General features: G+C 41.6%; 19 protein-coding genes. 17 read left to right on the top strand and 2 right to left on the bottom strand.

The genetic code is table 11. The features are described from left to right. The first annotated feature begins 213 nt into the window (after window positions 1-213). Both miaB and ACIGG7_RS10200 read left to right on the top strand, forming a co-directional pair. Window positions 214-1,779, top strand: coding sequence for a tRNA (N6-isopentenyl adenosine(37)-C2)-methylthiotransferase MiaB (miaB, locus tag ACIGG7_RS10205; RefSeq protein ID WP_224941042.1), 1,566 nt, complete (start codon window positions 214-216; stop codon window positions 1,777-1,779). Window position 1,780: 1 nt separating this feature from the next. Continuing rightward, window positions 1,781-2,212, top strand: coding sequence for a YlbF/YmcA family competence regulator (locus ACIGG7_RS10200; protein ID WP_224941041.1), 432 nt, complete (start codon window positions 1,781-1,783; stop codon window positions 2,210-2,212). Window positions 2,213-2,247: 35 nt separating this feature from the next. Here the strand turns inward: ACIGG7_RS10200 and ACIGG7_RS10195 are convergent, their stop codons facing one another. Continuing rightward, entirely contained in the window at window positions 2,248-2,475 is a 228-nt protein-coding gene (locus tag ACIGG7_RS10195) for a hypothetical protein (protein WP_397549711.1), read from the bottom strand. A gap of 230 nt (window positions 2,476-2,705) precedes the next feature. Here ACIGG7_RS10195 and ACIGG7_RS10190 point away from each other — a divergent pair, with 230 nt between their 5' ends. The 15 genes from ACIGG7_RS10190 to ACIGG7_RS10120 all read left to right on the top strand — a co-directional run bounded on the left by ACIGG7_RS10190 (window position 2,706) and on the right by ACIGG7_RS10120 (window position 20,813). Further along, a complete protein-coding gene (locus ACIGG7_RS10190) occupies window positions 2,706-3,242 on the top strand; it encodes an outer spore coat protein CotE (protein WP_138777630.1) in 537 nt (178 codons plus the stop codon). Window positions 3,243-3,570: 328 nt separating this feature from the next. Continuing rightward, entirely contained in the window at window positions 3,571-5,739 is a 2,169-nt protein-coding gene (locus tag ACIGG7_RS10185; protein ID WP_397549710.1) for a DNA topoisomerase III, read from the top strand. Between the two features lie 94 nt (window positions 5,740-5,833). Beyond that, window positions 5,834-6,352, top strand: a complete 519-nt coding sequence (locus ACIGG7_RS10180) for an ankyrin repeat domain-containing protein (protein ID WP_224941038.1) — start codon at window positions 5,834-5,836, stop codon at window positions 6,350-6,352. 230 nt (window positions 6,353-6,582) lie between these two features. Continuing rightward, window positions 6,583-8,031, top strand: a complete 1,449-nt coding sequence (locus ACIGG7_RS10175) for a carbon starvation CstA family protein (RefSeq protein WP_397550041.1) — start codon at window positions 6,583-6,585, stop codon at window positions 8,029-8,031. 426 nt (window positions 8,032-8,457) lie between these two features. Continuing rightward, entirely contained in the window at window positions 8,458-9,348 is an 891-nt protein-coding gene (locus ACIGG7_RS10170; protein WP_397549709.1) for a nitrilase-related carbon-nitrogen hydrolase, read from the top strand. 72 nt (window positions 9,349-9,420) lie between these two features. Next, window positions 9,421-10,776 carry an NAD(P)-dependent oxidoreductase gene (locus tag ACIGG7_RS10165; protein ID WP_397549708.1) on the top strand — a complete coding sequence of 452 codons (1,356 nt, stop codon included), beginning with the start codon at window positions 9,421-9,423 and terminating at the stop codon, window positions 10,774-10,776. Between the two features lie 24 nt (window positions 10,777-10,800). Continuing rightward, window positions 10,801-12,087 (top strand): NAD-dependent dihydropyrimidine dehydrogenase subunit PreA, encoded by a 1,287-nt coding sequence (gene preA, locus ACIGG7_RS10160; protein ID WP_397549707.1) that lies wholly within the window; start codon window positions 10,801-10,803, stop codon window positions 12,085-12,087. 16 nt (window positions 12,088-12,103) lie between these two features. After that, entirely contained in the window at window positions 12,104-13,531 is a 1,428-nt protein-coding gene (hydA, locus tag ACIGG7_RS10155; protein ID WP_397549706.1) for a dihydropyrimidinase, read from the top strand. A 140-nt stretch (window positions 13,532-13,671) separates the two neighbouring features. Further along, the gene (locus ACIGG7_RS10150; protein WP_397549705.1) at window positions 13,672-15,144 is read left to right on the top strand and encodes an NCS1 family transporter; all 1,473 of its coding nucleotides are present in this window, start codon (window positions 13,672-13,674) and stop codon (window positions 15,142-15,144) included. A gap of 54 nt (window positions 15,145-15,198) precedes the next feature. Next, window positions 15,199-15,405, top strand: coding sequence for a hypothetical protein (locus ACIGG7_RS10145; RefSeq protein WP_224941033.1), 207 nt, complete (start codon window positions 15,199-15,201; stop codon window positions 15,403-15,405). Window positions 15,406-15,421: 16 nt separating this feature from the next. Further along, the gene (locus ACIGG7_RS10140; protein WP_224941032.1) at window positions 15,422-15,610 is read left to right on the top strand and encodes a hypothetical protein; all 189 of its coding nucleotides are present in this window, start codon (window positions 15,422-15,424) and stop codon (window positions 15,608-15,610) included. Window positions 15,611-15,662: 52 nt separating this feature from the next. After that, window positions 15,663-17,276, top strand: a complete 1,614-nt coding sequence (locus ACIGG7_RS10135; RefSeq protein WP_397549704.1) for a PucR family transcriptional regulator — start codon at window positions 15,663-15,665, stop codon at window positions 17,274-17,276. Window positions 17,277-17,495: 219 nt separating this feature from the next. Beyond that, window positions 17,496-18,962, top strand: coding sequence for a CoA-acylating methylmalonate-semialdehyde dehydrogenase (locus ACIGG7_RS10130; RefSeq protein WP_224941030.1), 1,467 nt, complete (start codon window positions 17,496-17,498; stop codon window positions 18,960-18,962). A 21-nt stretch (window positions 18,963-18,983) separates the two neighbouring features. Then, window positions 18,984-20,339 carry an aspartate aminotransferase family protein gene (locus ACIGG7_RS10125; protein ID WP_397549703.1) on the top strand — a complete coding sequence of 452 codons (1,356 nt, stop codon included), beginning with the start codon at window positions 18,984-18,986 and terminating at the stop codon, window positions 20,337-20,339. Between the two features lie 105 nt (window positions 20,340-20,444). Further along, a complete protein-coding gene (locus ACIGG7_RS10120) occupies window positions 20,445-20,813 on the top strand; it encodes a VOC family protein (protein ID WP_224941028.1) in 369 nt (122 codons plus the stop codon). A gap of 34 nt (window positions 20,814-20,847) precedes the next feature. On the opposite strand, the gene ACIGG7_RS10115 is transcribed toward ACIGG7_RS10120, so the two are convergent. Continuing rightward, on the bottom strand, window positions 20,848-21,774 hold the full coding sequence (locus tag ACIGG7_RS10115) for a VanW family protein (RefSeq protein WP_224941027.1): 927 nt from the start codon (window positions 21,772-21,774) through the stop codon (window positions 20,848-20,850). Window positions 21,775-21,847: the final 73 nt, after the last annotated feature.

Below are 21,847 nucleotides of genomic sequence, written 5' to 3'. Positions count from 1 at the left end.
GAGAACATAAATGTAAAGAAACTATCACTTTACTGCAGTTTTACTAGCTGAGATGGGATTGAAACATTTTTCAACACTTAAGCACCTCTATTGTATGTAGGGGTGAAAACCTTTATACTATAGTAATGTGCAACAATGTATATCCTGTTAATTCGGCCGGCTTTATATATAGAAGAAAACGGTTTGGTTATAGTGGTAGAAAGGGGATTTTTCATGAACGAAGAGCAACGAAAACATGGACAACAATCGAAGTCTGTATCACCAGCGGACCAAAAATCCGAAAAGGATTACAGCAAGTACTTTGAAAGTGTCTATAACCCGCCGTCATTAAAAGATGCGAAAAAGCGTGGGAAAGAAGAAATCAAATATCATAATGACTTTACAATTGATGATCAATTTAGGGGGCTGGGGGAAGGAAAGAAATTTTATATCCGTACCTATGGCTGCCAAATGAATGAACATGATACCGAAGTGATGGCAGGAATCTTCATGGCTCTCGGCTATGAACCTACGAATTCAACGGATGATGCAGATGTCATTCTTTTGAATACATGTGCCATACGCGAAAACGCTGAAAATAAGGTGTTCGGGGAGTTAGGACATCTGAAACATTTGAAGCGGGAAAAGCCTGAGCTTTTAATCGGAGTTTGCGGATGTATGTCCCAGGAAGAGTCTGTAGTGAATAAGATTCTGAAAACCTACCAGCAGGTGGATATGATTTTTGGAACCCATAATATCCATCGCCTTCCAAAGATCCTATCTGATGCGTATATGTCTAAGGCAATGGTTGTTGAAGTGTGGTCGAAAGAAGGGGACGTCATTGAGAACCTTCCAAAGGTCCGCCGTGGCAACATCAAAGCATGGGTCAACATTATGTACGGCTGTGATAAGTTCTGTACATACTGTATCGTTCCTTATACACGAGGTAAAGAGAGAAGCCGTCGTCCTGAAGAGATCATTCAAGAAGTCCGTCACCTGGCTGCACAAGGATATCAAGAAATCACTCTCTTGGGGCAAAATGTTAACGCATACGGCAAAGATATCGAAGACCTCGAATATGGCCTGGGAGACCTGATGGATGATCTCCGTAAAGTGGATATTCCACGTATCCGATTCACGACGAGTCATCCAAGGGATTTCGACGATCATTTGATCGAAGTACTTGCCAAAAAGGGAAATCTGGTTGAGCATATTCACCTACCGGTTCAATCCGGTTCAACAGACGTCCTGAAAATTATGGCGCGTAAATATTCCCGCGAACAGTTCTTAGAGTTAGTGAGAAAGATTAAGACGGCCATGCCTGATGTAGCCCTTACAACAGACATCATTGTCGGGTATCCAAATGAAACCGATGAGCAATTTGAAGAAACACTTTCGTTATACAGGAAAGTGGGCTTTGAATCAGCCTACACATACATTTACTCTCCTCGTGAAGGTACTCCTGCAGCGAAGATGAATGATAATGTGCCGATGGAAGTGAAAAAAGAGAGGCTACAGCGCTTGAATCAAGTGGTGAAAGAATATTCTGCTGAAGCAATGAAGAAGTATACCGGTCAAATCGTTGAAGTGCTAGTAGACGGGGAAAGCAAGAAGAACCCTGAGATTCTTGCCGGCTATACGAGACGCAGTAAGCTTGTAAACTTCAAGGCTCCTAAAACAGCCATTGGGAAGATAGTGAAAGTCAAGATCACAGATGCCAAGTCCTGGTCATTGGATGGGGAAATGATCGAGGAAGGCCAAATCGGAACAGAATTTCAAGAAGCGGTAGAGGTGAAATAATATGGCAAAGTATACAAAAGACGATATTATGAAGCGTGCAGAAGAGCTTGCAACCATGATTGCAGAAACAGAGGAAGTGGATTTCTTTAAGCGTGCGGAAGCACAAATTCACGAAAATCAAAAGGTCCGGGAAATGATCGCAAGTATTAAGAGTTTACAAAAACAAGCTGTTAACTTCCAACACTACGGGAAGATAGAAGCTCTAAAAATGGTTGAAGCCAAAATTGAAAACCTGGAAAAGGAAATTGATGAAATTCCAGTGGTCCAACAATTTAAGGAATCACAGACAGATGTGAATGATTTACTGCAAATTGTCGCTTCGGTCATATCGAATAACGTGACTGATCATATCATCGAGTCAACAGGAGGAGACCTGCTCCGCGGTGAGACGGGGTCAAATGTGAAAAACTCTGCTCCTGGAAGCTGCTCATAATCCATGGGCTATTCATTTTATAATGGAATGAATTCCTAAGGGAGACATAGAAATAAAAAACGATCTTTGCTTAAAGGAATATCCTTTTCTTGCAAAGATCGTTTTTTATGTTTGGTTTCATTTTTAGCCAATGTTTCCTTTTGGGTTTTCGTTGTACGCACCATCATACAAAAATCAGGATCGATCCCCCTCCGCATCGTGACATTTTGGCCGGTATTCCGGAGATGATGGTCTCTTTTCTTCTTTGCTTTACTTTTCGCCATACGTGTTACCTCCTCAACGAAATGAATACATACCCTGAACAGGCATGAACTTTCTCAATTTAGCTTACCATTTTTCTATACTGCTGTGTAGTCCATTCCGGAACATTCAATGGGTATTCGCATACAATACATTATCTCGCAACAATCCCATTATGTAATAAAATTTACTCGCACAAACACCTAGATAGTCGCATAAGATGAATTGAAAATGAATGAGGAGGTTCGCTCGAATGGCAGAATATAGAGAGATTATTACGAAAGCGGTCGTAGCGAAGGGACGTAAATTTACACAGTCTCATCATACGATTTGCCCGCCGCATAATCCATCGAGCATTTTAGGCTGCTGGATCATCAATCATCAGTATGAAGCACACAAAGTCGGCAAGAAAGTCGAAGTTCACGGATCATATGATATCAACGTATGGTACTCCCACAGTGACAACACGAAGACATCGGTTGTAACGGAGAGAGTAGAATATACAGACTGCATTAAACTAAAATACCGTGATCCCGATTGCTTAGATGACATTGAAGTGTGTGCTCGAGTACTGCAACAGCCTAATTGCTGCGAAGCGGTCATTTCACCAAACGGTAACAAAATCATCGTTCACGTAGAACGTGAATTCCTGGTAGAAGTTATCGGAGAAACGAAAGTATGTGTCCTTGTGAATCCAGAAGGCTGCGACGATGAAGATTGGGATTGCGACTTGGATGATGAAGAATTTGAAGAGTTAGATCCAGACTTCTTAGAAGGCGACGAAGAATAACGTTTACTAGGAAGACGGCCTCTTCCTAGTATTTCTTCTTAGCTATAAAACTGCAGGATGGGATAACGAAACAACGGGCATCTGTCCAGATGCTCTCTTTTTATGCAAAAAACCAGTCGTCGAGAACATGATGATTGGTTTTTTTTTCGATGAAAGACTTAAACTTGATCACCTACAGCTGCCATGACCATGATGATCAAACAATAGGAAGCGTTTCAACTCAATGGCCGGTCATGTGCCGAGAACCAAAATGCCCTAGTCTTTTTATTGTATGTTAAAATAGAAAAGATATAGAAAATAAACACCCCGTAATGAAAGGATTTTTTACATGAAAAAGACTTTGGTCCTGGCAGAGAAACCTTCTGTAGGCAGAGATATTGCAAGAGTACTTCAATGTGCGAAAAAGGGAAATGGATTCTTGGAAGGGAACGACTATATTGTCACATGGGCACTTGGACACCTGGTGACCCTGGCAGAGCCTGAAAGCTATGATGACCGATATAAATCATGGAAGCTTGAAGATTTACCCATGCTTCCATCGTCACTTAATCTGGTAGTGATCAAGAAGACGGGAAAACAATTCAGCGCCGTTAAAGCACAAATGAATCGATCGGATGTTAAAGAAATAGTTATCGCCACCGATGCCGGGCGTGAAGGTGAGCTAGTTGCCCGCTGGATCATAGAGAAAGCGCGTGTGAACAAACCGCTAAAACGTTTATGGATTTCCTCTGTAACCGACAAAGCTATCAAGGACGGATTCCGCAAGCTCCAAGATGCAAAGAGTTACGAAAACTTATATGAGGCAGCACAGGCAAGATCTGAAGCCGACTGGTATGTAGGGATGAATGCTACGAGAGCGTTGACAACCAAGCATAACGCACAATTGTCATGCGGACGTGTACAAACCCCGACTCTAAGCATCATTGCTCAGAGGGAGGAAGAAATTAAGAATTTCAAACCGCAATCTTATTACGGGATACAGGCTGTGACAGACAGAGGAACCTTTGTATGGACGAACAATAAGAATCATGATACAAAAACGTTTTCAAAAGAAGAAATAACCTCTGTGATGAAATCAATCAAAGGGCAAAATCAAATGACCGTTCAATCAGTCAAGAAAGCACTGAAGAAAAATTTTGCACCGTCCCTTTATGATTTGACTGAACTGCAAAGAGATGCACATAAACTCTTTGGTTATTCTGCTAAAGAAACACTTTCGATTATGCAGAAGCTATACGAACAGCATAAATTGGTAACCTATCCGAGAACAGACAGTAAACATCTGTCGAATGATATGGTGTCTACACTTAAGGACAGATTGGAAGCTGTGAACATACAACCATACCGTAAATTGGTACATATGGCATTGCAGGGGCGAATGCATCTGTCCAAAGCATATGTTGATGATCAAAAGGTCACGGATCATCATGCCATTATCCCCACTGAAGAAACACCTTCCCTTCAGCGGTTACAAGATAAGGAAAGAAAAATATATGATCTAATCGTCAAGCGTTTCATTGCCGTATTCCTTCCTCCTTATCAATACGAACAAACGACAGTAGGAGCAAAGATGGGTTCAGAATCATTCCAGACAAAAGGGAAAAGAATCGTTGATCCCGGCTGGAAAGAAATCTATGATTTTGACTCTGAAAACGATCAACTACTATTGAAAATGGAAGAAGGAGGTACCTATTCTGTCCGCTCTGTTAAAGAAACAGAAGGGCAGACGAACCCTCCAGGTAGGTTTAATGAAGGTACTTTATTATCCGCGATGGAGAACCCAAAGAAGTTCATGAAAGAAAGTAATAAAGACCTGATTGCCACGATCCATGAGGCAGGGGGACTCGGCACCGTTGCCACGAGAGCCGATATCATTGAAAAACTCTTCAATTCAGGTGTCATAGAGCCTAAAGGGAAAGAAATTCTCATTACGTCAAAAGGAAAGCAACTATTGGAACTGGCACCCCTCGAACTCAGGTCGCCTACTTTGACTGCAGAATGGGAGCAGAAGCTTGAAAGGATTGCAAAGGGAACTCTTAAGAAACAGGAATTCCTGAAAGAAATTAAGGATTATACGAAGAAATCCGTCAGTGAAATCAAGAACTCTACAAAGAAATTCTCCCATGATAATCTTACAGGGACAAAGTGCCCTGACTGTGGCAATTTGATGCTTGAAATCAAAAATAAGCACGGAAAGAAACTTGTCTGCAAAGACCGGGAATGCGGACATCGTAAAAATATCAGTAAAAAAACAAATGCCCGCTGCCCGAATTGCCACAAACGCCTGGATTTGAGGGGAGAAGGGGAAGGACAGATGTTCACCTGTGTATGCGGACATAGAGAGAAGTTCTCCACATTTAATGATCGAAAAAAGAAAGAAAAGAATAGCAAAGCAACAAAAAGGGATGTAAATAAATACTTAAAAACACAGCAACAGGATGAGCCTGTCAATTCCGCTTTAGCTGATGCATTGGCTAAATTAAAACTGGATAAATAACAAATGGGGTGATTGCCAATATTGGTGGTCACCCCTATCTTTTATTTGATAGAATTGGTAGAATATTTATAATTATTTAAAAAGAGGTGGAATAATGATATCTATCACCGTACAAGAGTTTTTTGAAGCAATCGAAGCGGGCAATAAAACAAGAGTAGAACAGACGTTAAGAAATGATACAAATCTTTGTAATGCAAATAATGATCAGGGTTTAACAGCACTTGGGGTGGCTGCGCATTTTGACCGCTTTGAAATTGTCAAGCTTCTCCTTAATTTTGGGGCAGATATCAATTCCGTTTCCAATTCTAACGTATCCTATATTCCATCGAACACAGCTTTACATGCAGGAATTGCCGGCAAAGCTTCGAAAGAACTAGTGGAGTTCTTGCTGGATCAGGGTGCAAATGTAAATCAGCTTGATTCATCGGGACACACACCATTACATATTGCAGCTTTCGACGGCAGTGCAGAAATCGTGTCTTTGCTTCTTGCATATGGAGACGGGCAAGAGATGCAATCAGGTAAGGCACAATCTCCCATAGAAATTGCCATTGAAAGAGACAATAAAGAATTTTTAAACGCACATGAGGCATTTGTAAAATTAAAAAAATAATACTGTATTTGAATGAAACGCATTCCTGACAGGGGTGCGTTTTTTATTATGAACAAAAAAATTTTTCGGGTGATGTATGCGCATACATTGTTGGAGTCATCCTTATTTTGTAGAAGTGTAAGTGGTTTTTAATTCTGAAATCATTTTATTTTTAGAAAATTCTGTTGTTTTTTGTCGTTATCCGTATTAGAATAAACGGTAATTTCAATTTGCGAAGGGAGGACATCGTGATGCTCACATTTCTTGCATCCATCTGTATTCTGGTAATTGGTTATTTCATTTATTCAAAGGTGGTAGAAAAGATTTTCGGTGTTGATGATTCCAATTTAACACCTGCATATTCTAAAAAGGATGGCTTGGATTATATGCCGATGAGTTGGTGGAAAGCAAGTTTGGTTCAACTCTTGAACATTGCGGGGTTAGGTCCGATCTTCGGTGCAATTCTAGGTGCATTATATGGACCTGTAGCCTTTCTGTGGATTGTTATAGGTACATTGTTCGCTGGTGCTGTACATGATTATTTCTCAGGGATGCTTTCTCTCAGACATAATGGGGCACAGTTTCCATTCATTGTAGGGAAATATTTAGGTAAGTCTGCTCAATCTCTTATGAACATCTTGTCCATTGTATTGATGATTCTAGTAGCGGCTGCATTCACTTCGGGACCCGCACAACTTATGGCAGAAGTCACTCCGCTGAATTTTATGACCTGCCTGGTCCTGATCTTTACATATTTTCTGATTGCAACCGTATTGCCGATTAACAAAATAATCGGTAAGATTTATCCGGTCTTTGGAGCAATCCTAATTTTCATGGCAGTAGCAATCGGAATCGGTTTATTCTTCTTTGAACATCCTGTACCGAATCTAACATTTAAAAACCTGCACCCTGCTGAACTGCCTTTATGGCCGCTATTAATGGTTACAGTTTCCTGTGGTGCCATTTCCGGATTCCATTCCACACAAAGCCCGATTTTGGCAAGGACGCTTAAAAGAGAAAGCGAAGGGCGTAAAGTATTTTATGGAGCCATGGTTGCTGAAGGGATCATCGCTTTGATCTGGGCTGCTGCGGGTATGGCATTCTTCAATGGAACTGGCGGGCTTCAAGAAGCATTGGCTTCGGGAGGACCTGCAGGAGTAGTCAATGAAATAAGTAAAACGACCTTAGGGACGCTCGGTGGGGTGCTGGCAATTCTTGGTGTCATCATACTGCCAGTGACGACGGGGGATACTGCTCTCAGGTCCTCTCGAATGATGCTTGCTGATTTATTAACTGACTTAACAAAGAAAGATGTAGAAGGAAAGTGGTTGCCGTTGCTCCTGGTTGTTCCAGTAGCAGTCCCTACATTCCTCTTGACTCAAATCGATTATACTTTTCTTTGGAGATATGTCGGCTGGTCGAACCAGGTAGTTGCGACAGTCATGTTATGGACGGCTGCCATATATTTATTACAAAAAGCAAAGTTTCACTGGATATGCAGTGTGCCAGCTTTATTTATGACAGGGGTGGTAAGCTCATACATTTTTTATGCCCCAGAGGGATTTGGCCTTTCCTATTCCATTTCGATGGTGCTTGGATCAATCATATGGTTGGCGGTTTTGACTTGGTTTATTGTACAAGTAATAAAATACAGACCTGTAAGGAACCAATCACTGAAAATGAGATCTGTAAATTCATAGCTTCGACAAAAAACAGCCTTTTCCAATAGATTAGGCTGTTTTTTATGATTAGGATTTCTCCACCTGAAATCATGCCGATTAAGGGAAAGATGGGGTTGCAAAGAATTTTGTCGAATAAAAACTGAATATTTTTAATATTTAATTAAATTATTCTACAAATTTCGCAATTTGAGTATGGTACTTTATGAGAAACGGACAAGTTGACGCATGTAAAAGAAAAATATACATAATGACAAATGATGAAGGCCGTTCATGTTACAAAATGTTTAGTGCAATACAATTTACTAAGGGTTAAAATAAAGTGAAAATATCAAAAATTCAGAAATTAATTCTATTTTGAAATCTAGTAAGTGTAAGTTCATGAAGCAAAAAATAATGAAAGCGCTTACTATTTTTATATAATCTAAATGTTTAGGGGGAAATGAAATGTCGGATTTGGTAAAGATTGGGCTGATTCAGGCTTCTCATGATGTGGATGGAAGTGAGGCGGTTGAAACCCATAAGGAGCAAGCAATTAAAAAGCATGTGGAATTGGTGAGAGATGCAGCAAAAAAGGGTGCTCAAATCATATGTTTGCAGGAAATTTTCTATGGTCCATACTTTTGCTCCGAGCAAAACCCCAAATGGTATGATTCTGCAGAAGAAATCCCGAACGGCCCGACTACAAAACAATTTCAGGATTTAGCCAAAGAGCTGAGTGTCGTTATCGTTCTGCCAATATATGAACGGGAAGGCATTGCCACATACTACAATACGGCAGCTGTCATCGATGCAGATGGATCGTACCTTGGTAAATACAGAAAGCAGCATATTCCCCACGTGGGAGTCGGCGAAGAAGGATACGGATTCTGGGAGAAATATTATTTCAAACCAGGAAATCTGGGTTATCCGGTATTTGACACGGCTTACGCTAAAGTAGGGGTTTATATTTGTTATGACAGACATTTTCCTGAAGGAGCACGGTTACTAGGGTTAAAAGGTGCGGAAATAGTGTTCAATCCATCTGCGACTGTAGCGGGCCTTTCAGAATATTTATGGAAACTTGAACAGCCGGCTCATGCAGTGGCAAACGGATACTATTTAGGAGCCATCAATCGAGTTGGATATGAAGGACCCTGGAACATGGGTGAATTTTATGGTCAATCGTATCTGGTCGACCCAAGAGGAAGCTTTGTTTCAGTAGGAAGTAGGGATCGCGACGAGGTGGTCATAGGAGAGATGAATAAAAAATTATTAAGGGAAGTACGGGATACGTGGCAGTTCTACCGTGACCGCAGACCGGAAACCTATAATGATATGACGGCTTTACTACCTTGATATCATGAAATGTTTCATTGTTTGAACATAATGAGGTTTTTATCTTTATGAAATGAAGAGGGGGAAGTCAGTATGTCTAGTACACCTTCGTTACTCAATCTCGAGAAGAATTTTCTTGAAGCTCATGAGGGCTTAACGGGCAGAGAGGCAGTGGAAGAAGCCAATCGTTGTTTGTACTGCTATGATGCCCCGTGCATTCAAGCCTGTCCCACTAGTATCGATATACCATCCTTTATCAAAAAGATCGCTTCTGGGAATCTAAAGGGATCCGCAAAGACGATCATGTCTGCCAATCCTGTTGGGGCTAGTTGCTCCCGGGTATGTCCGACAGAGGAGCTATGTGAAGGGGCTTGCGTATTAAACGATTCCACAAAGCCGATCATGATTGGCGACTTACAGAGGTATGCAACAGATTGGGCGAGGCATAATGAGACGGTGTTATTTGAAGCAGGAGAAGCAAATGGGAAGAGTGTGGGGATTATCGGAGGGGGGCCAGCTGGGCTCTCAGCTGCAAGAGAACTTGCCCGTTTTGGATATGCAGTCACCATTTATGAAGCTGAAAAAGAAGCCGGTGGGTTAAATACCTATGGTATCGTTTCCTTCCGCCTACCTCAAAGTATATCTTATTGGGAAGTGGAGCAAGTCAAGAAATTGAATGTTGATATCCGGACAAATGTAAGGGTAGGTCAAGATATATCCGCTGATGATATTACCCAAAGACATGACTTTGTCATACTTGCTGCCGGAATGTCTTCTGTTCCAGATTTAAAAATTCTAGGAGAAGACCTGAATGGTGTGCATGATGCCATTGAATTTGTAAAGGAAACCAAAAGTGGAACCTTAAATCACAACTATGTGGGTAAAAAAGTGGCCGTGATCGGTGCAGGGAACACAGCCATTGATGGAGCTACTTGTTCAGTACGGTTAGGGGCAGAAAATGTAAAAATCCTCTACCGCCGAACAAAAGAAGAAATGACAGCTTATGACTTTGAATATGAATTTGCCAAGCAGGATGGCGTGGAATTCCGTTGGCTGACGGCTCCACAGAGAATCATTGGAAATGAAGCCGGTGATGTTACCGGGATTGAATGCATCAAAATGGAGCTTGGGGAAGCAGGAAAGGATGGAAGAAGAAGACCGGTCCCAGTCAGGGGCTCAGAATTTACTTTACCGGTTGACGTCGTCATCAAAGCGATTGGCCAAACCAGGCACCTGAATTTGATCGAACAATTCGGTTTAGAACACTCAGATGGTGTCGTTAAAGTTGACCGTGAAACCTTCCAAACGTCAAATCCAAGGATTTTTGCCTGTGGGGATATTGTGTTTGGAAAAGGTGTAGGTGAAGCCATGGTCGTAACTGCAGCCGAACAAGGAAAGCAGGCAGCCTATCATTTACATGAGAAATGTTCATCTGTCGAAGTGAATTAAGAGTGTATTAGAGGGGGGATTTTCATGGCAAACTTAAACATCGATTTAGCTGGCATCAAATCACCAAATCCATTTTGGCTGGCTTCTGCACCACCAACGAATTCGGGTTATCAAGTTCAGAGGGCTTTCGAGGCAGGTTGGGGAGGAGCTGTGTGGAAAACATTAGGCGAACCTATCATAAACGTTTCCTCGCGCTTCGCAGCTGTTAGCTTTAATGGCCAAAAGGTAGCTGGATTCAATAATATCGAACTTATAACTGATCGCCCACTTGAAGTGAATCTGAAAGAAATATACGAGACGAAGAAGAGGTTTCCAGGTCACGCCATCATTGCTTCTTTAATGGTCGAACCGAAACAGGAGAAGTGGCATGAAATTGTAAAGAAGGTAGAAGATGTTGGTGTTGACGGGTTAGAACTTAATTTCGGATGCCCCCATGGGATGGCTGAACGGGGAATGGGATCCGCATCCGGTCAAGTACCAGAGTTAGTAGAGAAACAAACCCACTGGGCCAAGGAAGTGGCAAAAACTCCAGTCATTGTAAAGCTGACCCCTAATATTACGGATATTACCGTGACAGCTGAGGCTGCTGTACGAGGGGGGGCCGACGCTGTAAGCATGATCAATACCATCAATAGCCTTGCCGGAGTTGACCTTGATTCATGGAATACCATCCCTCACGTTGGTGGTAAGGGCGCACACGGAGGATATTGTGGACCTGCTGTGAAGCCTATTTCACTTAACATGGTGGCAGAGTGTGCAAGGAACCCAAGAATCAACGTCCCGATTTCAGGAATGGGTGGTGTGTCAAACTGGCAGGATGCAGTTGAGTTCATGCTTATGGGTGCATCAGGAGTACAGGTGTGTACAGCTGCCATGCACCACGGTTTCAGGATCGTGGAGGATATGCTCGATGGTTTGAATAATTATCTTGATGAAAAAGGCATATCATCCGTGCAGGAGATCGTCGGTAAATCCGTTCCTAAATTTTCCGATTGGGGTAATCTTGATCTTAACTATAGTGTTGTGGCAAAGATCAATAATGATGTATGCATCAATTGCAATAAATGCCACATTGCTTGTGAAGACACTTCACATCAATGTATTGACATGCTGAAGGATCCAAACGGGAATAGCATTTTAAAGGTAAGGGAAGAAGATTGTGTCGGGTGCAATTTATGCTCGATTGTCTGCCCGGTTGATGGTGCCATCGATATGATAGAAGTTCCGAGTGGCCAAATGCCGATGACTTGGAATGATCGTCAGGCTGTGATGAGTAACCTATCGGGATCGAAAATGAATGCAGTGAAATAATTCAGGAGGTAATGTAATGGATAAAATCATTCAAAACGGAACAATCGTAACAGCAACAGACACGTATAAAGCTGATGTCCTCATTCAGGACGGAAAGATTGCTGCAATTGGCAAAGGGTTTGAAGCAAACAAAGCAGAAGTGATTGATGCCAGTGGGAAATTTATCTTCCCCGGCGGAGTTGATCCACATACCCATCTTGAAATGCCATTCGGAGGAACGGTTTCAAAGGATGACTTTGAGAGTGGTACGATTGCGGCTGCATTCGGAGGAACGACCACACTGATTGATTTTTGTTTAACGAATAAAGGAGAACCGCTTCAAAATGCTATTGATACTTGGCATGCCAAATCAAAAGATAAAGCAGTCATTGATTATAGCTTCCATTTGATGATCGGGGAGATCAATCAAGAAGTCCTCTCTCAACTACCAGAAGTCATGGACCAAGAAGGAATCACATCTTTCAAAGTATTTATGGCTTATAAAAATGTATTCCAGGCAGACGATGAAACGCTATTTAGAACATTGGTTGCTGCAAGGGAACTGGGTGCCCTTGTCATGGTACATGCTGAAAACGGTGATGTCATTGAGTACTTAACGGAAAAAGCTTTAGAAGAAGGTAAAACCGAACCTATCTACCATGCACTGACAAGACCCCCTGAACTAGAAGGGGAGGCTACTGGCCGAGCAGCTAAATTAACAGGCCTTGCGGATTCCCAATTATATGTCGTTCATGTTTCCTGCTCTGAAGCAGTGGAGCAGATTGCAGCTGCAAGAAGCAAAGGTTTAAATGTATGGGGAGAAACGTGCCCGCAGTATCTGGTCCTTGATCAAACCTATTTAGAGCGCCCGAACTTTGAAGGGGCCAAATATGTCTGGTCGCCTCCACTAAGGGAGAAATGGAATCAAGATGTTCTGTGGAATGCATTGAAGAGCGGGCAGCTTCAAACATTGGGCTCTGATCAATGCTCATTTGATTTCCAAGGCCAAAAAGATCTTGGCAAAGAAGATTTCACTAAAATTCCGAATGGCGGACCAATTATAGAGGACCGTGTATCCATATTATTTTCAGAAGGGGTTGAGAAAGGACGAATAAGCTTGAATCAATTTGTAGATATCATGTCGACAAGGAGCGCAAAGTTATTTGGTTTGTATCCTCAGAAGGGTACAGTAGCCGTAGGTTCTGATGCAGATATCGTCATCTTTGATCCTGATACTGAAAGAGTCATTTCTGCAGAGACTCATCATATGGCCGCTGATTATAACCCATTTGAAGGTATGAAGGTGAAGGGAGAACCGGTTTCAGTTTTATCAAGAGGTGAATATGTCATCAAAGATAAACAGTTTGTAGGGAAATTGGGTTCTGGTAACTATGTTAAAAGAGCGAAATACGGTGAGCTTCTTTCAAATGAAGAGAGTGAAGCGCTACAATCATCCAAGTCCTAAAACATTCTATTTAAAAACATCCATCTTAAATGTAGAACTACTCCTGTGAGCTGATGGCAGGGATTCAATACCGCCATCAGCTTGCCTCTCTTGTAATAAGATTGGTTTTGCCATTCGAAGCAAACGAATAAGGGGTGTTCATGTTGAAAAGTAATTACTTAAAATCTCCTGATCTATTACCAATTAAACAAAGTGAAAGAAAAATAACAAAGCTTGGTTATTCATTTATGTGGGTAGGCATGGTTGTGGTACTGGCTACCTTCGCAATCGGGGGAGCAGGGGTTGTATCATTGCCATTACCACTCGTTGTTCTTGCCACAATCATCGGTTCTCTTGCCATTGGGTTCTTTATTACTTTAACGGGTGATATCGGGATCGAGCATGGAGTATCATTCCCAGTCTACATGAGAGCACCATTTGGGACGATTGGGACGCACATCCCTTCAGTTGTCCGGGGACTCGCGGCTTCCATGTGGTTTGGAATCAACACTTATTTTGGTGCAACAGCGATGAATGGAATTCTTAATATATTATCTGGTTTTGATAATTGGTTTATTTGTTTCTTGATCTTTGCTGTTCTTCAATTAGTGAATACAGCTCTGGGAATTAAAGCTGTAGAACGTTTTGCAGATCTTGCAGCACCTGTCATCATTTTGATTTCAGTATGGATGTATTCTTCTTTATCTGAGTCTGCTGCCAGTCAAGGAAGAGACATTTGGAGCTGGGTGGAGAGTCCGGTAACGGGAGCAGCCACTTTTACAGCTTTTCTGGTTGTCATCTTTAGTAATATGGGATTCTGGGCGACACTTTCAGCCGATATCCCTTCCATTTCCCGCTTCATGAAGGCTCCAAGCAATGAACGTAACTGGTTCAAGAGAAATCGGAGTTCATTGATTGGTAATCTTGTAGCTCTTCCGATTACTCAAGCATTTATGGTGTTAATAGGTGGGATATCTTATATCGCCGTATTGAACTATGATCCTGTAGTTGCGTTGCAGGAAGCAGCAAGCGGGTTTGTTTTAGGAGTACTCCTCCTTATGATCGTTCTGGCACAGTGGTCGACGAATATTGCTGCAAATATTGTGCCGGCAGCCACTATCTTTTCAAATGTAGGCGGACCAAAATTTCCTTTCTGGGCGGGTGTATTAACTGCCGGGATCGTAGGGACGATTGTTCAGCCCTGGAACCTATTCGGTGTCATCATTCCGGTCCTTCTCTTTGTAGGAGGAATTCTATCAGCAATTGTTGGCATATTAATATCAGATTACTACTTTATTAGAAAACGAAGGGTCAATGTACCTGATTTATACGAAGATAGAGGACAGTTTAGCTATATGAATGGAGTCAACCTTGCAGGGTTTATATCATGGATTCTTGGAGCGGTCGCTTCATATTTCGTTCCTAACTTTTCGTTCTTGGTAGGATTTGGTGTCGGTGCCCTTTGTTATTTTGTTCTAGCAAAATTCTGGTGGTTTAAGAAGTATGAACAGGCAGAGATTTCTGATCCGAGTGATGAGAAATACCTTGGATTGTCGGTAGGTCGTGATTGGATCATTGAGGAGGAAGAAGAAATGGTTGTAGAAGGATCTCCGACAGGCACAAGTTTAACTTAATCCAGACTCAGGGAATTCACTGAAGTCCAACGTAAAGGAGGGGAAGGGCTCTATATGTCTGAATATCAAGAGTTCTTAAGTGAAAGGGATAAGATAGATTTTCTTATACAAAAAGGCTTTAAAATTGAGAAAATCACCGAAAATCTCAGTGGTGCATTTGTCTTATTTAAGCACACTGAAAACAAAAGAAGTGCCACTCTACATGTGAAAACGGCAAATGCACGAAAGTATTTTTCAAATCTCTTATTTCATACTCAATAACGAAAGGGGGACTTTGATGAGTGACTTGAGGGATTCGCATACAGGCAAAGAATGGATCCTCTGCCCTGGAACGATTCAGACATCCGATGAATTAATAGATTGGGTGTTAAGTGTATTATCGTCGAATCACCTGACTGATGAGGAATTAGTGAAATGGTGGAGCGAAGAGATACAGTTTGCGATCCCCTATATTGAAGAAAGATGAAGGATTGGTTCTGCCAATCCTTTTTCTCCATTTACTGCGGAAGGAGTAGAGGATGAAGAGTCATTATTATTTTTCAGTGGAAGACATTCTAGAACGAAAATATTTTGAACACGCAAAAGTGATCGCTGGACATAACGGTCTTAAGAGGCAAGTCAAGTGGGTCCATATCGTCGAAGTCACTTCAATAAGGAATCTTCTTAACGGGAATGAACTGATCCTGTCAACAGGCATTGCCCTGCAGGAGGAAGGCACTTTCCTTTCTCTCATTCACCAGTTAGTCGAATGTGAAGCTGCTGCCATCTGCATCGAGCTGGATACGAATATTTCTGCCATACCAGAATCTGTTATGAAATGCGCCGATGAGTTTGACTTTCCGATCCTTGTTTTTGAAAGGGAAGTCCCTTTTGTCAGTATAACGCAGGATATACACTCAGTTATCATCAATCAGCAATATGACATGGTCAAAAAACTTGATTCTTATGCACAGAACTTGAATAAAATGCTTCTTGGAGTCAACCAATGTAGTGATATTCTGGAGGTGTTACATAATGAGCTGGATGTGCCGGTGATCTTTCAGGTGAAAGATCAAGAAGCACAGATTCATCCACACATGAGCTCAATTGATGAAGAGCTGCTCTTAAAAAAATATGAAAGTCAAAGTGAGACGCACAATCATGATTTGGCATCGACGAAAGTAATCCTATTCGACCGAGAATATGCAGAGCTTTGTATCTGCAGGTGCCATCCGCCTTTTAGTGAATATGAGTTGTTAATTCTCGATCGAACTTCTACGGCACTTGCACAATGTCTGATGAGAGAATTGTATTTCAATGAGCAAAAGCGACTGGAAGAATCAAAATGGATCATGTCGTGGTTAAAAGGGGAACAGTCGTACGAAACGCTTGCCACCTTTATAGCTGAGCAGAAAGCGGCTTTTCAAGGAGGTGTCGTATGTATTTGCCAAACGAATAGGCTGGAAGAGAAAGACACCCTCGATCTAACTTATTTTAATCTGGTGACAGGAAGTATTTTTGAGCAGCATGGCTTTCAAATGGTACCAGAAAGGTTGGGTAATGATTACATTTTTATCCTGCTTGACAAACGGAAAACGGGAACATGGAAGAACAGATTGACCAACGCTTTTGAAAAAATATTGAATTCAGGATTTATTAGCGACACGTCAAATGCCCTATTTGCTACCGGTAAGTATCAATCGGAGATGGTGAATATCCATAAGAGCTATGAAACTGCACGGGAAACGCTGAAGTTCCGTCGTATAGAGGATGAGAATGAACATTTTTTCTTCTTTGATGACCTTCATCTTTTTAGGTTGATTTCAATTGTTAATGATAATGTGAATCTTTCGGAAATGATTGAGGAGTACCTTTCTCCCTTATTGAAATATGATCGAGATCATGATGGAAACTTGATGAAGACACTTAAAGTATTTCTTTCTTGTCAGGGCTCCAAGAAAGAAACGTCTAAAAGGTTATTTATCGTCAGACAAACACTCTATCATCGTCTTAAGAAAATGGAGGAGCTACTCGGAGAAGATTTCATGACACCGGATAAACGTGTGGCAATCGAGTTTTTACTTGCTGCTCAAGAATATTTGCAACCTCTTCGATCCATGAAGAAGTCTGATGTCAATGAATTTATACTGTAAGTCCCTCGTCCAATTTGAATGGATCAATGGACTGAGAGGTTATCAAATAATATGAATCAATACAATATGCTGTTATGTCCAATTGCAATGTGTGGCTTTTTAACGAAATGTCTAATGAAAGCACTGCCAATTTCTTTCATAATGAAAGTATCTAGCATACAGAAGATCCTGTACTTCTTGGGGAATATCCAATACAAAGTGAATTAGGAGGAACTGAAAATGACAGTAATCAAAAAAGATGTGGCGGTATTAAAGAATTATATTGGCGGAAAATGGGTGGAGTCTCTCAGTTCACAAACACTGGAAGTCTTAAATCCTGCCACGAATAAAGAGATTGCCAGAGTTCCGATATCCACTAAAGAAGATGTTGCGATGGCCGTAAAAGCAGCCAAGGAAGCTTCACAAACATGGAAGAAGACACCTGTTCCTAAACGAGCTCGTATTTTGTATAAATATCACTCTCTATTGTCAGAAAATCATGATGAGTTGGCAAAATTGGTCGTACAGGAAAATGGGAAATCATTTAAAGAAGCGTATGGAGAAGTGCAACGCGGATTAGAATGCGTTGAATTCGCTTGTGGTGCGCCTACATTAATGATGGGAGAAACGCTTAGTGGGATCGCGGAAGATATCGATTCTGAGATGTTTCGTTACCCGCTCGGTGTTGTAGGGGGGATCACACCATTTAACTTCCCAATGATGGTGCCTTTATGGATGTTCCCACTCGCGATTGCATGCGGAAATACATTCGTGCTGAAACCGTCTGAAAGAACTCCAATATTAGCCAATAGACTTGCAGAGCTTTTAACGGAAGCAGGGATGCCGCAGGGGGTCCTCAATGTGGTGCATGGAGCCCATGATGTAGTGAATGGCCTTTTGGAACATAAGGACATTGCTGCTATCTCATTTGTGGGGTCCCAGCCGGTAGCTAAATATGTATACCAGCAGGCTGCTTCACAGGGGAAAAGGGTGCAAGCATTATCCGGAGCCAAAAACCATCATGTCGTCATGCCTGATGCAGACCCCAATAAAGCGGCAGAGCATATCATTAGTTCAGCATTTGGCAGTGCAGGTCAGCGATGTATGGCATGTAGTGCAGTTGTAGTGGTTGGGGAAAATGAAGAATTTGTTAAGACTTTAAGTAAAAAAGCAGATGAATTATGTATTGGCAATGGGATGGATGAGGATGTACTGCTCACACCTGTCATCCGGAAGGAAAATAGGGAGAAGACACTGGGCTATATAGATAAAGGATTACAAGAAGGAGCGTCGCTGATCAGGGATGGCCGGAAGGAAATGGACGAATTCAAGGAGGGTAACTTCTTAGGAGCAACGATTTTTGATCATGTGACCCCGGAAATGACAATTGCAAAAGAAGAGATGTTTGCCCCGGTCCTCAGTTTACTGAGAGCGGAGGATTTAAATCAAGGGCTTGATTATATCCGGGAATCCAGATACGGAAATGGTGCCACTATCTATACGAAAGACGCAAGTGCCGTACGACAATTCAGAGAGGAAGCAGACGCGGGCATGCTTGGTATAAATGTTGGTGTTCCTGCAACAATGGCCTTCTTCCCGTTTTCTGGATGGAAGGATTCATTCTATGGAGATATGCATGTAAACGGGAAAGACGGAGTAAATTTCTATACAAGGAAGAAAATGATCACTACCCGATTTGATTTTTAATCAAGGTTAGGAGGAACCTTCATGGTAAAAGCAGGTCAATCACAAGATGTATGGTTGCAAAATGATGAAAAACTCATCTGGCACTCGATGAAACCATATAATCCCGACGTAACAATGGTTGTGACAGAATCCAGTGGATCGTGGATTACAGACCAGGATGGACAGAAGTTTCTGGATGGCATGGCGGGATTATGGTGTGTGAACGTTGGGTATGGAAGGCAGGAACTAGCTGAAGCTGCTTACGAGCAACTCAAAAAAATGGCCTATTTTCCACTTACTCAAAGTCATCAACCAGCTATTGAACTTGCAGAAAAATTAAACGAATTACTTGGTGATGACTATGTGATTTTCTTTTCGAACAGTGGATCAGAAGCAAATGAAACGGCTTTTAAGATTGCCCGTCAGTATCATCAACAAAAAGGAGAACATGGTAGATATAAAATATTTTCCAGATATAGAGGCTATCACGGTAACTCGATGGGGGCGTTAGCCGCTACAGGTCAGGCTCAGCGCAAGTATAAGTATGAGCCATTGGCGCCGGGCTTTCACCATATCGCACCGCCTGATGCTTATCGCGATGGAGAAACAAGTTCTGACCCCAGTGAACTTCCAGGAGTAATGGCCATTGATCAGGCCATGACGTGGGAACTGAGTGAAACTGTGGCAGCTTTGATCATGGAACCGATTATCACTGGCGGAGGAATTATCATGCCCCAGGACGGCTATATGAAAGCAGCTAAAGAAGTTTGTGATAAGCATGGTGCTCTACTAATAGTAGATGAAGTCATTTGTGGTTTTGGGCGGACCGGAAAGGCTTTTGGCTTTATGAATTATGATGTGAAACCTGATATCATTACAATGGCTAAAGGGATCACCAGTGCCTACCTTCCTCTTTCTGCCACTGCAGTGAAGCGTGAGATCTATGATGCGTTTAAAGGATCTGAAGAATATGATTATTTCCGTCATATCAATACGTTTGGAGGGAATCCAGCAGCTTGTGCCCTTGCCTTGAAAAACATCGAGATCATGGAAAATGAAAAGCTTTTTGAAAGGTCGGCTGAACTTGGAGAAAAAGCAATGAATACATTGAAAAATCATTTGCAGGATCACCATTATGTTGGAAATGTAAGAGGAAAGGGCTTATTGATCGGTATAGAGATGGTGAGTAATAAGGATACTAAAGAACCGTTAGATCTGGATAAAGTAAATGCTGTTATTGGATATTGTAAGCAGCATGGAGTAATCATCGGAAAAAATGGCGCCACTGTCGCTGGATTCAATAATGTTTTAACCTTATCTCCTCCATTAAACATTGAAGATGATGATCTGGATGTATTACTTTCAACTGTCATTCAAGGGATTCAACAACTTTCGTAACAAAGATGAAGGCATCTGCACAAGCAGATGCCTTTATTCATGATGTTAATTTAGAATATTATGGTAAAATGTAAGGGGAATCATAATCAAGGTGGGGGAGAATACATGAATATTGAATTTAAAGGAATCGATCATATCCAAATTGCAGCTCCGGAGGAATGTGAGGTGAAAGCCCGGATGTTTTATGGTACCATCCTTGGATTGACAGAAATACCTAAGCCTGAAAACCTGCAAGGAAGAGGTGGCTGTTGGTTCCAATATGGTCCACAGGAAATCCATGTAGGGGTTCAAAACGATTTTGTTCCTGCTACGAAAGCTCATCCTGGTTTACTTGTTGCTAATTTAGCATCCTTGAGAGAGAGACTAACGGAGCAGGGTATTACGATAAAGGAGGATACTCCAATCAAAGGTAGAGATCGCATCTTTGTATCTGATCCTTTTGGAAATCGAATTGAATTTTTAGAATTTAATTAATACCTTCCGCACCTCCTTAAAGGGGAGGTGCAGGTTAATCTTCCACAGAGTGATCGACTTGTTTTTCCTGAGGTAATTCCTGTGAAGCACTTGGGACCTTCCTTTTTCTAACATTTATGAGGTCTGATGAATGAACCGTAACGACTACTTGTCCACCAAGGATTTTTGCCCGGATGAGAAGCGGCTGGTTATACGCATTCTTAAACGTGAAGTCTGGTCCGTACCAGCTAACCGTAGCATCCCTTCCTTCAGGGACATAAGGAACCCGCTTCGAGTGATGATATCGTTCTAATATTGCAACACCCGCTTGATCTACCGCATTAAATAAGGTAGAAGATACCTGACAGATACCTCCACCTATATCCTCTGATAACTCCCCTTTTACAATTACCGGTGCTTTTTTATACCCTTTTTCTTTCGTTCTTTTTCCAACTACTTTATTAAATGAAAAGACTTCTCCGGGAAACACCACTGTATTATTAATTTTCTCCGTTGCAAGGGATATATTTTTCGTACGCTCTTCGTTATGACGATTGAAGTATGTGACATATTGTCCGATTTTTTGTGTTCGTATATGAGCAAGGATCTCGCTATCGACTTTTGGATACAACGTTAATAAGGGCGGATCGGATAATTTGTCTCCCCTTGAATATAAGTAGTCAGTGGTCAACTCACGAAATTTCCTTTCGTCAAGTTTATTTCCTGCCTTTTCGGGAACAATTCTTCCCAGGTCGTTGATATAGGCATTTTGTGGAGGGGTGTAGACTTTTTTCTGCACTTCCGAAACAAAACGATTATAGTTTCTTACGTTTATTAATGGTTCATCTATCAAAGGCACAACTAAGGAATGACGTTCGACGGATATATGAGTCCCATCAGGCATTTGAATATGTAGTTGATCATCATTCGACATTGTCGGATACAGTAATAAGCAGATCGCAGTAAGCTTAACCCAAAGCATGTGAACCCTCCCTTTCGATGATAGTATCTCTAATGGAGACCAAATTCATGTTCATGGTGAATTGCCAAAAATT

The sequence above is a fragment of the Rossellomorea sp. NPDC077527 genome (assembly GCF_044542955.1).
Lineage (GTDB): Bacteria > Bacillota > Bacilli > Bacillales > Bacillaceae_B > Rossellomorea > Rossellomorea aquimaris_E.
Note: the sequence above shows the minus strand (reverse complement) of the source record. Positions and strands in the feature narration are given on the sequence as shown.

Bases quoted from the DNA above. Each gene is read 5' to 3' on its own strand.
- ACIGG7_RS10190 (WP_138777630.1), top strand. From the start codon at position 2,706: ATGGCAGAATATAGAGAGATTATTACGAAAGCGGTCGTAGCGAAGGGA.
- ACIGG7_RS10150 (WP_397549705.1), top strand. From the start codon at position 13,672: ATGTTGAAAAGTAATTACTTAAAATCTCCTGATCTATTACCAATTAAA.
- ACIGG7_RS10145 (WP_224941033.1), top strand. From the start codon at position 15,199: ATGTCTGAATATCAAGAGTTCTTAAGTGAAAGGGATAAGATAGATTTT.
- ACIGG7_RS10115 (WP_224941027.1), bottom strand. From the start codon at position 21,774: ATGCTTTGGGTTAAGCTTACTGCGATCTGCTTATTACTGTATCCGACA.
- ACIGG7_RS10130 (WP_224941030.1), top strand. From the start codon at position 17,496: ATGACAGTAATCAAAAAAGATGTGGCGGTATTAAAGAATTATATTGGC.
- ACIGG7_RS10180 (WP_224941038.1), top strand. From the start codon at position 5,834: ATGATATCTATCACCGTACAAGAGTTTTTTGAAGCAATCGAAGCGGGC.
- ACIGG7_RS10200 (WP_224941041.1), top strand. From the start codon at position 1,781: ATGGCAAAGTATACAAAAGACGATATTATGAAGCGTGCAGAAGAGCTT.
- ACIGG7_RS10165 (WP_397549708.1), top strand. From the start codon at position 9,421: ATGTCTAGTACACCTTCGTTACTCAATCTCGAGAAGAATTTTCTTGAA.
- miaB (WP_224941042.1), top strand. From the start codon at position 214: ATGAACGAAGAGCAACGAAAACATGGACAACAATCGAAGTCTGTATCA.
- ACIGG7_RS10135 (WP_397549704.1), top strand. From the start codon at position 15,663: ATGAAGAGTCATTATTATTTTTCAGTGGAAGACATTCTAGAACGAAAA.
- ACIGG7_RS10175 (WP_397550041.1), top strand. From the start codon at position 6,583: ATGCTCACATTTCTTGCATCCATCTGTATTCTGGTAATTGGTTATTTC.
- ACIGG7_RS10170 (WP_397549709.1), top strand. From the start codon at position 8,458: ATGTCGGATTTGGTAAAGATTGGGCTGATTCAGGCTTCTCATGATGTG.
- ACIGG7_RS10185 (WP_397549710.1), top strand. From the start codon at position 3,571: ATGAAAAAGACTTTGGTCCTGGCAGAGAAACCTTCTGTAGGCAGAGAT.
- ACIGG7_RS10140 (WP_224941032.1), top strand. From the start codon at position 15,422: ATGAGTGACTTGAGGGATTCGCATACAGGCAAAGAATGGATCCTCTGC.
- ACIGG7_RS10120 (WP_224941028.1), top strand. From the start codon at position 20,445: ATGAATATTGAATTTAAAGGAATCGATCATATCCAAATTGCAGCTCCG.
- ACIGG7_RS10195 (WP_397549711.1), bottom strand. From the start codon at position 2,475: ATGGCGAAAAGTAAAGCAAAGAAGAAAAGAGACCATCATCTCCGGAAT.
- ACIGG7_RS10125 (WP_397549703.1), top strand. From the start codon at position 18,984: ATGGTAAAAGCAGGTCAATCACAAGATGTATGGTTGCAAAATGATGAA.
- preA (WP_397549707.1), top strand. From the start codon at position 10,801: ATGGCAAACTTAAACATCGATTTAGCTGGCATCAAATCACCAAATCCA.
- hydA (WP_397549706.1), top strand. From the start codon at position 12,104: ATGGATAAAATCATTCAAAACGGAACAATCGTAACAGCAACAGACACG.